General features: G+C 64.7%; 15 protein-coding genes. 7 read left to right on the forward strand and 8 right to left on the reverse strand.

From position 1 onward, the window contains the following. Positions 1 to 155: 155 nt before the first annotated feature. On the reverse strand, positions 156 to 1,019 hold the full coding sequence (locus LB555_RS20020) for a LysR substrate-binding domain-containing protein (protein WP_015318529.1): 864 nt from the start codon (positions 1,017 to 1,019) through the stop codon (positions 156 to 158). Positions 1,020 to 1,128: 109 nt separating this feature from the next. Here LB555_RS20020 and LB555_RS20025 point away from each other — a divergent pair, with 109 nt between their 5' ends. Together LB555_RS20025 and LB555_RS20030 are read left to right on the forward strand one after the other, a co-directional pair. Next, on the forward strand, positions 1,129 to 1,536 hold the full coding sequence (locus LB555_RS20025; protein WP_015318530.1) for a tautomerase family protein: 408 nt from the start codon (positions 1,129 to 1,131) through the stop codon (positions 1,534 to 1,536). Between the two features lie 103 nt (positions 1,537 to 1,639). Then, complete coding sequence (locus LB555_RS20030) at positions 1,640 to 3,862, forward strand: AMP-binding protein (protein ID WP_015318531.1); 2,223 nt, start codon at positions 1,640 to 1,642, stop codon at positions 3,860 to 3,862. Between the two features lie 27 nt (positions 3,863 to 3,889). Here the strand turns inward: LB555_RS20030 and LB555_RS20035 are convergent, their stop codons facing one another. Next, a complete protein-coding gene (locus LB555_RS20035; RefSeq protein WP_015318532.1) occupies positions 3,890 to 4,708 on the reverse strand; it encodes a CDP-alcohol phosphatidyltransferase family protein in 819 nt (272 codons plus the stop codon). A gap of 2 nt (positions 4,709 to 4,710) precedes the next feature. Next, positions 4,711 to 5,409, reverse strand: coding sequence for a phosphatidylserine decarboxylase (locus LB555_RS20040; protein WP_015318533.1), 699 nt, complete (start codon positions 5,407 to 5,409; stop codon positions 4,711 to 4,713). Between the two features lie 405 nt (positions 5,410 to 5,814). Here LB555_RS20040 and LB555_RS20045 point away from each other — a divergent pair, with 405 nt between their 5' ends. Further along, positions 5,815 to 6,681, forward strand: coding sequence for an SMP-30/gluconolactonase/LRE family protein (locus tag LB555_RS20045; RefSeq protein WP_015318534.1), 867 nt, complete (start codon positions 5,815 to 5,817; stop codon positions 6,679 to 6,681). Here the strand turns inward: LB555_RS20045 and LB555_RS20050 are convergent. The 4 genes from LB555_RS20050 to LB555_RS20065 all read right to left on the reverse strand — a co-directional run bounded on the left by LB555_RS20050 (position 6,678) and on the right by LB555_RS20065 (position 10,938). Beyond that, a complete protein-coding gene (locus tag LB555_RS20050) occupies positions 6,678 to 7,025 on the reverse strand; it encodes an antibiotic biosynthesis monooxygenase (RefSeq protein ID WP_041163878.1) in 348 nt (115 codons plus the stop codon). The two genes, LB555_RS20045 and LB555_RS20050, sit on opposite strands and share 4 nt — an antisense overlap. Before the next feature lie 95 nt (positions 7,026 to 7,120). Beyond that, positions 7,121 to 9,004 (reverse strand): ABCB family ABC transporter ATP-binding protein/permease, encoded by a 1,884-nt coding sequence (locus tag LB555_RS20055; protein WP_140718280.1) that lies wholly within the window; start codon positions 9,002 to 9,004, stop codon positions 7,121 to 7,123. Between the two features lie 25 nt (positions 9,005 to 9,029). Continuing rightward, a complete protein-coding gene (locus LB555_RS20060; protein WP_015318537.1) occupies positions 9,030 to 9,377 on the reverse strand; it encodes an ArsR/SmtB family transcription factor in 348 nt (115 codons plus the stop codon). 79 nt (positions 9,378 to 9,456) lie between these two features. Next, positions 9,457 to 10,938, reverse strand: coding sequence for a LysM peptidoglycan-binding domain-containing protein (locus tag LB555_RS20065; protein WP_224683575.1), 1,482 nt, complete (start codon positions 10,936 to 10,938; stop codon positions 9,457 to 9,459). Between the two features lie 127 nt (positions 10,939 to 11,065). Here LB555_RS20065 and LB555_RS20070 point away from each other — a divergent pair, with 127 nt between their 5' ends. The 4 genes from LB555_RS20070 to LB555_RS20080 all read left to right on the forward strand — a co-directional run bounded on the left by LB555_RS20070 (position 11,066) and on the right by LB555_RS20080 (position 14,009). Then, positions 11,066 to 11,677, forward strand: coding sequence for a TIGR00730 family Rossman fold protein (locus LB555_RS20070; protein ID WP_015318539.1), 612 nt, complete (start codon positions 11,066 to 11,068; stop codon positions 11,675 to 11,677). Between the two features lie 148 nt (positions 11,678 to 11,825). Continuing rightward, positions 11,826 to 11,960: a hypothetical protein gene (locus tag LB555_RS29320; protein WP_263489209.1), complete on the forward strand. Its 135-nt coding sequence runs from the start codon at positions 11,826 to 11,828 to the stop codon at positions 11,958 to 11,960. A 159-nt stretch (positions 11,961 to 12,119) separates the two neighbouring features. After that, positions 12,120 to 12,902, forward strand: a complete 783-nt coding sequence (locus tag LB555_RS20075; protein WP_224683576.1) for a glucose 1-dehydrogenase — start codon at positions 12,120 to 12,122, stop codon at positions 12,900 to 12,902. A gap of 108 nt (positions 12,903 to 13,010) precedes the next feature. Next, positions 13,011 to 14,009, forward strand: a complete 999-nt coding sequence (locus LB555_RS20080; protein ID WP_224683679.1) for a transporter — start codon at positions 13,011 to 13,013, stop codon at positions 14,007 to 14,009. On the opposite strand, the gene rarD is transcribed toward LB555_RS20080, so the two are convergent. Next, complete coding sequence (gene rarD, locus LB555_RS20085) at positions 13,987 to 14,913, reverse strand: EamA family transporter RarD (protein WP_140718288.1); 927 nt, start codon at positions 14,911 to 14,913, stop codon at positions 13,987 to 13,989. The two genes, LB555_RS20080 and rarD, sit on opposite strands and share 23 nt — an antisense overlap. Positions 14,914 to 14,975 lie beyond the last annotated feature (62 nt).

The following is a 14,975-nucleotide window of genomic DNA, read 5'->3' on the forward strand; positions in this document are numbered from 1 at the left end:
CCCCAAGTCCCCCCAAACCCCTCGGCCCGTCCTACTCCAAGCCGACCGCAAGGTCGGCTTTTTCTTTGCGACAGCTTTTGCTTGCAACAGACGGGTCGACCGCAAGTCGGCTTTCCAGCCAATAGACCGGCGACGGAACTTCGCGCCTAGTCAAATCAACCAAGCGGTCCGGACAAGGCGAGGCTACCGCCGAGCAGCGTCGCCAGATCGCCCGCGGGCGCATCGGCACCGGCGCGCAGGCGGATCGCGAACTCAGCCATCGGAGCCGGCGGCAAGCCAAGTTCGCGGGGCGCTTCGACGATGCCGGAATGGGCAAAGCGCGGGGTTCGCAAGGTCAGCGCAACACCGGCATTTACCGCAGTGCGCAGCCCGGCCAGGCTGGCGCTGCCGGCAGCGATGCGATAGCGGCGGCCGGCGGCGTCGAGCGCGGCGAGTGCCGCTTCGCGAAACCCGCAATAGGGGTCGAGCAGCGCCAGCGGCAATTCTTCCTGCCGCGAGGCCAGTCCCTTGTTCGAACACAGCCATATCATCGGCTCGCGCAGCACGCCGACCTCGTCCGGCACGGCAGCCTGGCGCATGACGATCGCCAGATCGAGGCTGCCAGCTTGTAACGCCTGCGCCAGTTCGGCGGAGCGGCCGACACGCAGTTCGATCCTGACGCGGGGATGGCTGGAGGCGAAGGCACGCAGCAGGTCCGGCAGGCCGCTATCGGCGAAATCCTGCGTCGTGCCGATGGCGACGCGCCCGGCAGCGCGTGCGCCCTTCAGCGCCAGCCAGGCCTCGCGATGCACAGCAAGAATACGCCTGGCGTGCCCGACAAGATCCTCGCCTGCCGGCGTCAGGCCGCGCCGCCTGCCCTGCGGCGCCAGAACCGGCTCACCAACGATCTCTTCCAAGCGCTGCATCTGCGCCGTCACCGCCGAGGGTGAGCGGCCGACATTGGCCGCCGCCTGCGCCAGCGAACCGCTGTCGACGAAAGCAAGGAAGGTTCTGAGCAGGTCGGGATCAAGCGTTTCCATAATTCGATATTATCGAATCGTCATTTGAAAACAATTCAGTTATTTCGATCAAAAGATGATGGCATGGTCTTCAACGGCGCCCACGCCGCTAAAAACCAAGGAGAGAAGAATGCCCATCATCAATGTCAGCGTCACCGGCAAGCCCGACGCCACCCTGTCGGCCAGCATCGCCAGGGAAATAACCGAGATCACCGCCACGCATCTGCGCAAGGATCCGACGATCACCGCAGTTGCCGTGTCCTATCTCGATCCGCAGCACTGGTTCGCCGGCGGCAAGTCGCTCGCCGAGCACGGCACCAACACATTCTGGCTCGACATCAAGGTGGTCGACGGCACCAACACAAAGCTCGAACTGGAGGCCTATCTCAAGGCGATCTTCGATGCCCTTGGCCGCCTGCTAGGCGGCGTGCACCAGGAGAGCTATGCTTTCGTGCATGAGGTTCCGGCAGCGGCCTATGGCTACGGCGGCAAGACGCAGGAGTTCCGTTTCATCAGCGGGCGGCTGAACGCGGCGTGAGGGCGCCCCTTCCGCATTGACCTTGCCTCGACTTCCGCTAGGCTCTGCCCCCGAAGCGGCCGCACAAGAGCCGCAATGACAAAATCGTTGGGAGAGACGCGGCATGATCCTGACACTGGCGCTGCTTGCGGGTCTGGTTGTGGCCTGGTTGCTGATCGGCGTGGTGGAAAAATTCCGCCTCGGCCTGCGCTTCACCCAAGCGCTGCTCTACGCACCGTTCAAGCTCGCCTACCGGATCAGCGACAATCGCATCAAGATCGCTCGCAAGGCGCAGGTGCCGGTCATCTATGTCATCTCGCACCAGTCGCGCTTCGAGCCGGCGCTGATGCTGTCGCTGCTGCCCGACGACACGCTGCATATACTCGACGAGGTCTCGGCGCGTTCGCCTTGGCTCGAACCGTGGCGCGAACTCGGCCGCACCATTGCCTTCAACGCCGAACATGTCTTCGTCAGCCGCCGGCTGGTGCGCGTGCTGAAGGGCAAGGGCCGGCTGGCCGTCTATCTGCCGGACGCGGTCGAGCCCGACGTCAAGACGTTTCGGCTGTTCCGCGCCGTCACCCGCATCGCCATGCAGGCCGACGCCCGCATCGTGCCGATCTTCGTCGCCGGCGCCCGCAACCTGCCGGTGTCGCTGACGTCGGCGGACAAGGCACCGCGTCACTGGTTTCCACGGCTGTCGATCAGTGTCCTGGAGCCGATGACGATCGCCGAACTGGTGGCGCGCAATCCGGACCAGGCTTCCAACACCAATGCGCTGTTCGACCGCGTCGCGGAGGCCCGGCTTTTTGGCACCGACCTCGACCGCGGCCTGTTCCTTGCCATGCGCGACGCCGCAACCAGGATCGGCGCTTCGCGTCCGATCATCGAGGACGTCATTTCCGGGGCGCTGAGCTACCGCAAGATGTTCATCGGCGCGCGGGTGCTGGGCAGGCGCTTCGAGGCGGTGACGGCGCCGGGCGAAGCTGTGGGGGTAATGCTGCCCAACGCCAACGGCGTCGTGCTGTCGCTCGTCGGCCTGCTCTCGGCGGGCCGTGTGGCGGCGATGATCAACTACACGGCCGGGCCGGCAAGCGTCACCGCGGCTGTCCGCACCGCCGTCATCCGCACCGTTGTCTCTTCGCGTGCCTTCGTCGAGAAGGCCGATCTCGCCGATATCGTCGCCGCGGTCGAGAAGGGCGGCGCCAGGCTGCTGTGGCTGGAAGATGTACGCGAAAGCGTCACCACGCTGGACAAGCTTGCAGCCGCCTTGCTGTGGCGCCTGCCGCTGCAGCGACAGGACGCGGCAAAGCCCGGCGTGATCCTGTTCACCTCGGGCTCCGAAGGCACGCCGAAGGCCGTTGTTCTGTCGCAAAAGAATCTCCTCGCCAATGCCATGCAGGCCGAGGCGCGGATCACCATTTCGCCGGCGGACATCCTGCTCAACGTGTTGCCGGTGTTCCATTCGTTCGGCCTGACGGGCGGCACCATCCTGCCACTGGTCACCGGGGTAAAGCTGTTCCTCTATCCCTCGCCTCTCCACTACAAGCTCATCCCCGAGATCGCGCGCAAGGTGAAACCGACCATCATGTTCGGCACCGACACTTTCCTCGCCAACTATGCGCGCACCGCCAAGGACGGGGATTTTTCCAGTCTGCGCTTCGTCGTCGCCGGCGCCGAGGCGGTGAAGCCGGATACCCGCCGCGTCTATCGCGAACGCTTCCAGGCCGAGATCATCGAAGGCTTCGGTCTCACCGAGGCGGCGCCCGTGGTTGCCGTCAACACCGCGATCCACGGCCGCGACGGCACGGTCGGCCGGCTTCTGCCGGCCATTCGCATGAAACTGGAGCCGGTCGAAGGCATCAACGATGCCGGCCAGTTGTGGCTCGACGGGCCGAACATGATGATGGGCTACATGACCGCGGACCGCCCCGGCGAGCTCCAGCCCCTGACCGGCTGGCACGACACGGGCGATATCGTCGCCGTCGACCGCGAAGGCTTCATCAGCATTCGCGGCCGCGCCAAGCGCTTCGCCAAGATCGCTGGCGAGATGGTGTCGCTGGGTGCGGTCGAGATGCTGGTGCAGTCGCTTTGGCCGGAAGAACGCCATGCGGCGGTGGCGGTGCCGGACAAGAGGCGGGGCGAGCGCATCGTGCTGGTCACCACCGCCGACGATGCCAGCGCCGAGGAGTTGCGTCAGTTCGGCAAAAAGACCGGAGCGGCCGAACTGATGGTGCCGAACGACATCGTCAAGGTCGAGGAGATCCCGGTGCTCGGTTCCGGCAAGACCGACTATGTGTCGACGAGAAAGCTGGCGATCGACCGGCTCGGACTTGGCGTGGCGGCCTGAGTCGGACCAAGGACTTCGGCCGACTTTCTAACCTATGTCCGAAGGCGGCACCTTCTCGCCTTCCAGCTTGGCTCGCTTGGAATAGGCGCGCACGCTGAATGGGAGAAAGATCAGGTAGCCCGCGACCGATGCCGTCAGCGTGTACCAGGGATAGGTCATCAGCAAGAGAATGTAGAGGACGACGGCGAGGATGACCGGCAGCACCCTGTCGCCGGGGATCTTGATGCTCTTGCCTGAATAGACTGGCAAGCGGCTGACCAGCAGGAAGGCCACCAGGATGGTGAAGCCGGTGGCGACGAAGGCGGCCGGCCGGCTGGGCTCCACCCCAAGCCGCAGGAAATAGAGATAGAGCGGCAGCATCACCAGAACGGCGCCTGCCGGCGCCGGCACACCGACGAAATATTCGGTCTGCCATATCGGGCGGTCGGCCTTCTCGTCGTCGAGCACGTTGAAACGCGCCAGCCGCAGCCCGCAAGCGATCGCAAACAGCAGTGCCGCGATCCAGCCTGGCGAGCCGGCGCGGTCGAGCAGGAAGGCATAGAGCACCAGTGCCGGCGCAACGCCGAAATTGACGATGTCGGCCAGGGAATCCATCTGCGCGCCGAATTTGGAGGTCGCCTTCAGCATCCGCGCCAGGCGGCCGTCAATGCCGTCGAGAAAAGCGGCCAGCAGCACCATTACCACCGCCGGCTCGAAACGCCCCTCGAAGCCGAAGCGGATCCCGGACAGGCCGGCGCAGATGGCAAGCACGGTGACCAGATTGGGCAGCACCATGCGCATGGGGATCTCGCGGATGCGCGGACCGCCGCTGGCATGGGCCTCGAATTTTTTATATTGCGTGCCCACCGTCAGGAAATCCGCACCAGGGGCGTGCCGGCGACACCGCCGAATTCGGCGAGCACGGTTTCGCCGCCGACCGCCGTCTGGCCAACGGCGACGCGCGGCGTGGCGGTCAAGGGCAGGAACACGTCGACGCGCGAGCCGAAGCGGATTAGGCCGAAACGCTCGCCGGTGCCGATCGAAGCGCCGGCCTCGGTCCAGCAGACAATGCGGCGCGCCACCAGGCCGGCGATCTGGACTGCCGCCACCGTGCCGTTGGGGCTCTCGATGACGAGGCCGTTGCGCTCGTTTTCCGTGCTCGCCTTGTCCAACTCGGCATTGAGGAATTTTCCCGGCCGATGTTCGATCCTGGCGATGCGGCCGCGCACCGGAGAGCGGTTCACGTGACAGGAAAAGACGTTCATGAACACGGAGATGCGGGTCATCTCGACATTGCCGAGGCCAAGCTCGCGCGGTGGCACGGCCGGCCCGACCGCCGAGACGATGCCATCGGCGGGGCTTACCACCAGGCGATCGTCAACAGGCGTGACGCGCTCGGGGTCACGGAAGAAATAGACGCACCAGGCGGTCAGGATCAGGCCGATCCAGAACAGGATCGAGGAGAAATAGCCGAGGAACAGCGTCGCCGCGCCAAACGCCGCGATGAAGGGATAGCCTTCGCGATGGATCGGTACGAACGCGTTCTTGACCGTGTCGACAAGGCTCATGGGCTGGGGGCGGTCCCTGTTTCAGGTCCGGCCTCAATAGCCGAAACACCCCCTGCCCGCAACGCGACAATCGCCGGCGCGGATGAACGGGCAAGGGCGGGCCTGTGACCGCGGATAGCCGGGCGCTCCGTGTGTCGTGAAATGGATACCGGGTCGCATGCCTGTCCTGCCGTCAAAAGCCATCCCTTGACTGCGCCAAGGCAGCCAGAATGGCCGAAAAACCTATCTGCGCCGACGCCGCCCTTGCGCAGACCGGCACCTGTGGCGTCAACGTCACACCGATGCGGCGTTCTTCCTGCGCGAAAATACAGCGGTCCGCTGTCGGGAGACTCTCATCTCGCCCGTCCTTGGTGGGAAGCGCTTCATCGCAAGGGCCGATGACGCGCGCAACGGAGGCTCCTGATCATGCGAATATCGTCCGGCGACAAACCGTACATCGTCATGGAAGGTCTCGCCTTCGGGGAATCGCCACGCTGGCATGACGGACGCCTGTGGGTCTGCAATTGGGGCACCGGCGAGATCATCGCCGTCGATGCCGGCGGCAGCCGCAAGATCATGCTCACGATTCCGGCTGTCCTGCCGTACTCAATCGACTGGCTGCCGGATGGTCGTCTGCTGGTTGTCTCAGGCCGCGAGGGCCTGCTGTTGCGGCAGGAAGCCGATGGCTCGCTCGTCATCCACGCCGACCTGCGCGGCCTGTCGAAAAGCCCGTGGAATGAGATCGTCGTCGACGGGCGCGGCAACATCTACGTCAATGGCGGCGGGCCGGCGCCGGCGACCGGCCAGCATTTCGGTCCCGGCACCATCGTGCTGGTCACACCGGATGGCGCGGTCAGGCAAGTGGCGGACACTATCGCCTTTGCGAACGGCATGGCGGTGACCCCGGACAACAAGACGCTGATCATTGCCGAATCCCATGCCAACCGGCTGACCGCGTTTGACATTGCCGCCGACGGTTCCTTGTCCAACAGACGCACCTGGGCCGATCTCGACGGATATCCCGACGGCATCTGCCTCGATGCGGACGGGGCGGTCTGGTATGCCGACGTTCCCAACAAGCATTGCGTGCGGGTGCGCGAAGGCGGTGACGTCTTGCAGACCGTCACCGCCGATCGCGGCTGCTTTGCCTGCATGCTGGGCGCTGCGGACCGGAAAACGCTGTTCATCACCGCCGCCGAGTGGCGCGGCTTCGAGCATATGACAAGCGAGGCCCGCACCGGCCAGGTGCTCGGCATTGAAGCGCCGGCACCGAGTGTGGGGTGGCCTGGCTAGAGTCCCGGCACGCGCTGATAATTGGCGATATCAGCTCGCACTCCGAGCCGGGCGATCGTCTCCTGCGGGTTGAAGGCTATGCGCTCGTGCGCAGCCTTGACGATCGGCACCACGTTGTCGACCGCAGCCTGGCTTTCCCATTCGACGATGGTGACGAGGTTGAATTCGCCCGGTCCTGAGAATTGCTCGAGCAGAAAGTCCTGGACGAAGCCTTGCTGCAGACGCAGCAACTCGTGCGTCATCTTCACCTTTGCGAGGATTTCATCGCGGGCATTGGCGGGCACGACGAACTTGTCGACCCTGAACACGCTGCCGCCGTTAACATCCTGATTCGTAAAGCTCATATCCATTTGATTCCGTCCTCGACGATGCTGTTTTGCGGCTCTCGGGCGACGGTCTACAATCTCAACCTAAGTTGAGGTCAAGAGGCTTTTTTGAGCTACGACATCTCCGATGTGCGCCGGCGTACGACGACACCCAGTTCGTCGCTTTCGCGGGCAATGCGCAGCCGCTCCTCGGCTTCGGTCGCCTCGCGCTGGCGGTCCCACATCGAGGCATAGAGGCCGTGCTTTCGCATCAGCTCGACATGAGTGCCGCGCTCGGCGATCTGGCCGTCCTTCAGCACGATGATCTCGTCGGCGGCAATCACCGTCGACAGGCGGTGGGCGATGACGATGGTGGTGCGGCCCTTGCTGACGAGGTCGAGCGCGGCCTGGATCTCCTGCTCTGTATGACTGTCCAGTGCGGAGGTCGCTTCGTCGAGCATCAGGATCGGCGGTGCCTTCAGGATGGTGCGGGCGATCGCCACGCGCTGCTTCTCGCCGCCGGAAAGTTTCAGCCCGCGCTCGCCGACCATCGACTTGTAGCCGTCGGGCAGCTTCTCGATGAACGGCCCGATCTGGGCGAGTTCGGCGGCCTTGCGCACCTCCTCCTCGCCGGCGCCGACACGGCCGTAGCGGATGTTGTAGGCGATGGTGTCGTTGAACAGCACCGTGTCCTGCGGCACCATGCCGAGCACCGCGCGCAGACTGTCCTGCGTCACGTCCCTCACGTCCTGGCCGTCGATCAGAACCTGGCCACCCTGCACGTCGTAGAAGCGGAACAGCAACCGCGAGATGGTCGACTTGCCCGCACCCGACGGCCCGACAATGGCAACGGTCTTGCCGGCCGGCACCTCGAAGGAGACGCCCTTCAGGATCTTGCGGTTCGGATCATAGGAAAAGTGGACGTCGCGGAACTCGACCTTGCCGGCGCTGACGGCCAGCGGCTTGGCGTTGGGCTTGTCGACGATCTCCTGCGGCACGTCGAGCAGGTCGAACATGTGCTCGATGTCGGTGAGGCCCTGGCGGATTTCGCGATAGATGAAGCCGATGAAGTTGAGCGGCACGGAAAGCTGTACCAGCATGGCATTGATGAAAACGAAATCGCCGACGCTCTGGGTGCCGGCCTGCACCTCCAGCGCCGACATGCACATGACGACGACCGTGCCGACGCCGAAGATGAAGCCCTGGCCGAAGTTCAGCCAGCCGAGCGAGGTCCAGGTCTTGGTTGCGGCGATCTCGTAACGCGCCATCGAGCGGTCGAAGCGCTCGGCCTCCATGCGCTCATTGGTGAAATACTTGACCGTCTCGAAGTTGAGGAGCGAGTCGATCGCCTTGGTGTTGGCGTCGGTGTCGCTGTCGTTCATGTCGCGGCGGATCGAGATGCGCCAGTCGCTGGCCTTGACCGTGAACCAGACGTAGAGGCAGACGGTGACCGCCACCACAGCCACATATTTCCAGCCATAGGTGAAACCGAATATGCCCGCGGTCAGCGCGAATTCGAGGATCGTCGGCGCGGTGTTGAGCATGATGAAGCGGACGATCGTTTCGATGCCCTTGGTGCCGCGCTCGATGATGCGCGACAGGCCGCCGGTGCGGCGCTCCAGGTGGAAGCGCAGCGACAGCTGATGCATGTGCACGAAGGTGCGGAAGGCAAGCTGGCGAACCGCATGCTGGCCGACCCGGGCAAACAGCGCATCGCGCAGCTGGTTGAAGCCGAGCTGGACGAGCCTCAGCACATTGTAGGCAATGACCAGCATCACCGGGGCAAGCATGAACGATGGCAGCGGCGGTGGCGTTTTGAAGCCGCCTGCCAGCGCATCGGTCGCCCATTTGAAGAAATAGGGACCGGCGACCAGCGTCACCTTGGCGACGACCAGCAGCAGCGTCGCCCAGGTCACCCGCGCCCTGAGATCGGCGCGGTCGGCCGGCCACATATAGGGCCAGAGATTGCGCAGTGTCGTGAGTGTCGAGGTGTCGGCGGAGACGGTTTTTTCGGCCACTTTTCTTGCCTTTTGGGTGAGAGGGTTAGCGGCCGGAGCAGCAGGAATTGATGAGCGCGCCCAGCGATGCCGATACGTCGGCAAGTGCCGCGCGATCGACCGCATAGCGCGATCGCTGACGGTCGGGCTCAAACCGGACGAGGCCCGCCTCGACTAATATTTTCAGATGCTGGGAGATCGTCGACTGGGCCAGAGCGAAACGGTCGACGACCTCACGGCAGCAGCAGGAATTGCTGGCCGACAGATGCCTCAGTATCTCGATCCGCGCCGGATGCGAAAGTGCTGCGAACCGCGCCGCGACAGCGCGGCTGTCCGGCATGCAGCCAGGCAGTGCCGAGGCGGCATGGTCTGGTAAGGGAACGCATTCTGTCATCGTTCATCGGCGATAGACGATGAACGATGACAGGGCAAGCTAGGCCGATGGGTAGATCGCCGGAATTGCCGGTCTATCCCTATTCCGTCTTCATCGGTGCGGTCGTCGCCTGCTCGCCCATTGCCTTGAGGTCGGCGGCTTCGCCTTCCTTCGACTTTTCCGGAACCTTGAACACCTGCCCCGGCCAGATGCGGTTCGGATTCCTGATCTGGTCCTGGTTGGCGAGGTATATGGTGGAGTAGCGCACGCCATGACCATAGACGCGCCGTGAGATCCGCCACAGTGTATCGTTGCGCCGAATGATGACCGCGCTGTCGGCATGTTCGAGCTTGGGCGACACGATTTCGGGCACGTCGCTTGGCGGCGTGGCTGCTGCGACGTTAGCCGGAGCCTCGGTGGCTGGCGCGGCGGGAGCCGGCGCGGTCTCGCCCGGAGCAGCGGCGGCAACAGCGGGCGCCGCGGGCTTGGCCTCGGCGGGCTTGGTCTCGGTGGGCTTGGTCTCGGCGGGGGCAACGGCGGCGACCGCCTCGCCCGGTTCGCGCTCGAAGGGCACCGCGGCGCGGGCCACCACCTTCACGCCATCGGCATCGAGGCCGTCGACATGGATGGTATAGCTGCCGACCGGAATATCGCGCGTCGCCTCGACCAGGAAATGGCCGTCCGACGAGGTCTGCGCGTCGCCGAGCAGGATGTCGTTGGCGTAGGCGCGCACCTTGCGGCCCGGATCGGCGAGGCCGGCGACAAAGATCTTGTTGCCGTCGATCTCGACTGCCTCGACCACGATCTTTGGTTCGGCCACGGCTGCCGCGGGCGCGGCCGGTGCCGCCGGAGTGGGTTTTGCTTCAGCCACGGCTGGCGTGGCCGTCGCCGGCGCGGCGGGCGCTTCAGCAGCAGGAGCGGCAGCCTGGTCGCCGGTTGCCGGCGCCGGCTTTGGCTCAGATGCCGGAACGGTCAGCAGTTCGGCCGGCTTGCCCGGCTCCTCGACCATGGCCAGCACCTGGCCAGCTGCATTCGCGGGCACCGAGACGACTGCGGTCTGCGCCGAGGCGGTCACGACCGCGCCAACCGTCGAACGCAGGGCGATCGTATAGTCGCCGGGCTTCAGCGGATCTTCGAGCACGATGACAAAGGCACCATCGGGACCAGCAACCGTGGAGCCGATCACCGTCGCGCCGTTGAGAATTTCGACTTTCGAGTTGGGCGCCGCGTTGCCGGCAACGACGATCGAGCCGTTGCTCTCGACCCGTACGACATCGAAAGTCGGCGCGATCGGACCCGCCGTCGCGGGCGCCGCAGGCGCCGCAGCGTCGGTTGCAGGTGCTGCCGGGGCCGTCGCCTGAGGTGCCGCGCCCGGCGTGGCCGGCATCGTCGGAGCCGGCAGGCGCCCTTCCGTGCCAGGATCGGCCGGCTTCGGCGCCGCGGGCGGCGTCAACGCCGCGACTTCCGCCGGCGGTGTGCGATGAAGATACGGGTCGAGTGCGCCCGATACATAGGCGGTTCCCGCGGCCGCTACGGTCCCACCCGCCGCGAACAAGAACGCCTTCAATGGATTGATTGCCATGTATTTCCCTGCCCCTTAGCCACCTAACGCCGGTCTAGCGTGTTTTGCCATGACCGACAAGAAAAAGCCCGGCCTTCTCAACCCTAGGGCTTGACCGCGCTTTCAGACCCAATCACCAATCATCGGCATGAACACGATTCGATCCGTTTGCGTCTATTGCGGCTCATCTCCGGGCCGCGATGAAATCTATGTCAAGGCCGGCCACCTGCTTGGACGCTCAATTGCAAAGGCAGGCCTGCGGCTGGTCTATGGCGGCGGCACCAAAGGCATTATGGGCGCCGTCGCCGAAGGCGCGCTCAAGGCCGGCGGCAAGGTGACGGGCATCATTCCGCGCTTCCTGATCAACAAGGAAGCAACCGAAACCGCGCTTGACCGGCTCGACGAGTTGTCGATCACCGACAACATGCACGAGCGCAAACACAAGATGTTCGAGAAATCCGACGCCTTTGTGGCGCTGCCTGGTGGCATCGGCACAGTCGAGGAGATCGTCGAGATCATGACCTGGGCGCAGCTTGGCCATCACCGCAAACCGATTGTCTTCGGCAACGTCAACGGATTCTGGGATCCGATGACGGCGTTGCTTGATCACATGGCGGCGGAAGGCTTCATTCATACCGCGCAGCGTGTGAAGCCGCTGGTCGTCAACGATCCCGAGGCCATCGTCGCCGCCATCATGGTCGCCGGCTCCTCGGTCGACGCACCGACCGAGGGCGTCCAGTCGGTGATCGACAAGATGTAAGGTTGCGGGAGAGCAGTAGGTTTGCAGTGTCGGAGCGTACACTTCCCCCTACTGCCTACTGCCTACTGCCTACTGCCTACTGCCTACTGCCTACTGCCTGCTCCCTCCGAGCAGCTTGCCCCAGGTCGGCGACATTCCCGGCAGCGGCATGATGTTCAAAGTCGGCAGCGATGCCGATGTGCGCGGCCATCTCGCCACCTTGCCACTGGTCAAGGCTGGCATGATGGACATTGCCGCGATCGTGCCACTCAATCCCTATCGGGGATTTGGGCCGAAGCGCTGAGGCCGACGGCCGCGACAATCGAGGTCGTCAGCAGGACCGCCAAGCCGACAAGCGCCTTGCATCTCATCAAGCCACGCGGCACGCTGGCGCTGCCGCTTGCCAAGGGCCGAACGAGCCTTCGACTGACCGGCGATAAATCGCAATCGATGAAGGTGCAAATTGCATTCGACCGACTATCTCGGCCAACTGTTCGGCCTCGAAGGCAAGCATGCCTTCATAACCGGCGCCAGCCGTGGCCTGGGCCTCGCCTTCGCGGAGGCGCTTGCGAGCGCCGGCGCGCGCGTCACGATCGGCGGCCGCAAGGCCGACGATCTCAAAGCGGCCGCGGACAAGTTGCGCGCCGCGGGCCATTCGATCACGGAAGCGGTGATCGACGTGACCGACACCCAGTCGGTCGACCGGGCAATCGCGGCGGCGGAAACCGGCACCGCACCGATAGACATCCTGGTCAACAATGCCGGCATCCAGCGACGGGCGCCGTTGGAGACCTTCAGCGACGCCGACTGGGACGCGCTGATGGCCACCAACCTGGACGGCGTGTTCAAGGTGAGCCGGGCCGTCGTAAAGGGCATGATTGCGCGCCAAAGGGGGTCGATCATCAATGTCTCCTCGGTGCAGAGCGTGCTCGCACGCCCGTCGATCGCGCCCTACGCGGCGAGCAAGGGCGCCATCACCATGCTGACCAAGTCGATGGCCGGCGAATGGGGCCAGCACGGCGTGCGCGTCAACGCCATCGCGCCGGGCTATTTCAAGACCGAGCTCAATGCCGCGCTGGTCGCCGACGAGACATTCTCCGCCTGGCTGACCGGCCGCACGCCGATGCGGCGCTGGGGCGAAGTGAGGGAACTCGCGGGCGCTGCCGTGTTCCTGGCGTCCGACGCCGCCAGTTTCGTGAACGGACAGACGCTGCTGGTGGATGGCGGGATCACCAGCGTCCTGTAAGGGGGCACGCCGTCACGAAACAGTCACACGAAATCGGGGATGCCATGCTAGAAATCGCGCTTGGCCGCCCCCGCGACCCCGACCGCATCAGAGACCGGCGAAGCCGCCATGAACATCGCCATCCCCTCCGAAGGCACTGACCTGTCGCCTTACCTGCCCGATGAGCACGGTCTGTTCTTCATCTACCACTTTACCGCTGAGGGCGCTCGCACCAGCGATGCCGCCGCCGCGCATTGGACATGGCGCAGCTACCAGCTTTCCGACATGCGCGCCCGCCACGAGATCGGCGCCGATCAGGCATTGCCGGCGCCGGTGCGCGAAGCCTTCCTGACCGCCAGTCATGGCTGCCACATCGACCTCGAGGATGACTGGCTCTATGGCGATCTGCCGGACCTGCGCCATGATTATTCGGCGGAAGCCGGCGGGCTTGGTCATTTCCGCTTCGCCCTCAACGACACGATGCTTGTCGGCGCCCGCAAGCAGCCGCTGCAATCGGTCGACAACATCCGCAAGGCGATCGAGAACGGATCGCGCAAGTTTCGCTCGCCGGCCGAGCTGATCGAGGCTGTCGTCGGCCAGTCGTTCGACGGAATGGCGACGGAACTCGCGGCACTCAGCGACAGTCTCGACGGCATCGAGGACCGTATCGTCTGCGACGCATGGCACAATGAGCGGCAGGCGCTGGTCGATGCACGCCGGCATCTGGTGGTCATCCACCGGCAGATGGCGACGCTAACCAATCTGTTTCGCCATCTCGACCATTCGCACCGCAACGACCTGCCGGATTCGATCAACGACATGGCGGCGCGGCTTTCGCACCGCGCACAGACGCTGCACTATGACGGCGAGCAGTTGCAGGCGCGCGCCCGGCTGCTGCAGGACGAGCTGATGGCCAAGCTGACGACGCAGTCGAACCGGCTGCTTTACGTGCTCTCGGTGATGACGGCGGTGCTGTTGCCGATGACCATCATCTCAGGCCTGTTCGGCATGAATGTCGGCGGTTTGCCGCTGGTCAACACCCCGTCGGGTTTTTGGGTGATCACGGGCGCGTCGCTGCTGATCGCGGGCGTGACCTATCTTTTTGTCAGGCGGCTCGGGCAGATGTAGCCCGGCGCGCCGTCGCCAGCATGGACCAGGAATAGACCGCAAGAGCCGCCCAGATCAGGGCAAAGGCGATGGCCTGCGTGGTGCCGAACGGCTCGTCGAAGATCAGCACGGCAATCAGAAACACCATGGTCGGCGCTATGTACTGCATGATGCCGATGGTCGAGAGGCGCAGCAGCTTGGCGCCAAAGGCGAACAGCAGCAGCGGCACGGCCGTCACCGGCCCGCAGCCGATGAGCAGCGCGGTGTCGGTGCCATTGCTGGAGACGAAATGGTCCTGTCCGGTGGCGATAAGGAAGACGATGTAGCCCAGCGCCGGCACCGACAGCAAAAGCACTTCGAGCAGGAAGCCCTGGCTGGGACCGATCGGCAGCGTCTTGCGGAAGAAGCCGTAGGCGGCGAAGGAAAACGCCAATGCCAGCGACACCCAGGGCAGTTTGCCGCCGTCGATCGTCAGCACGGCGACGGCGACCGCCGCAAGCACCACCGCCGCGATCTGCAACCGGTCGAGCCGCTCGCCGAGCAGCAGTGCGCCGACCACGACGTTCACCAGTGGGTTGATGTAGTAGCCCAATGCCGTCTCGACGGTGCGGTCGACCGCGATCGCCCAGACATAGATGCCCCAGTTGACCGAGATCAGCGCCGCCGTCAGCCCCGCCATGGCGATGGTGCGAGGCGAGCGGATCGCCACCTTGAAGTCGGCCGTGCGGCCGGCCCAGACCAGGACCGCCGCGGCAATCGGCACCGACCAGACGATGCGGTGTGCAATCACCTCGGCAAGCGGCAGATGCGCCACCGCCTTCATGTAGAAGGGCAGCAACCCCCACAAGAGATAGGCACCCAGCGCCAGCAAGAAGCCGCGGCGGGCTTTCGATTCTGCATCGGGGGTAATTGCTTCAGCGGCCATGGCCCAACGCTATGGCCCAGTAATCTTGGCAAGACCATCGCAAAGTTCTGATGGATCAATGG

The sequence above is a fragment of the Mesorhizobium sp. BR-1-1-10 genome (assembly GCF_020165595.1).
GTDB classification, from domain to species: domain Bacteria; phylum Pseudomonadota; class Alphaproteobacteria; order Rhizobiales; family Rhizobiaceae; genus Mesorhizobium; species Mesorhizobium australicum.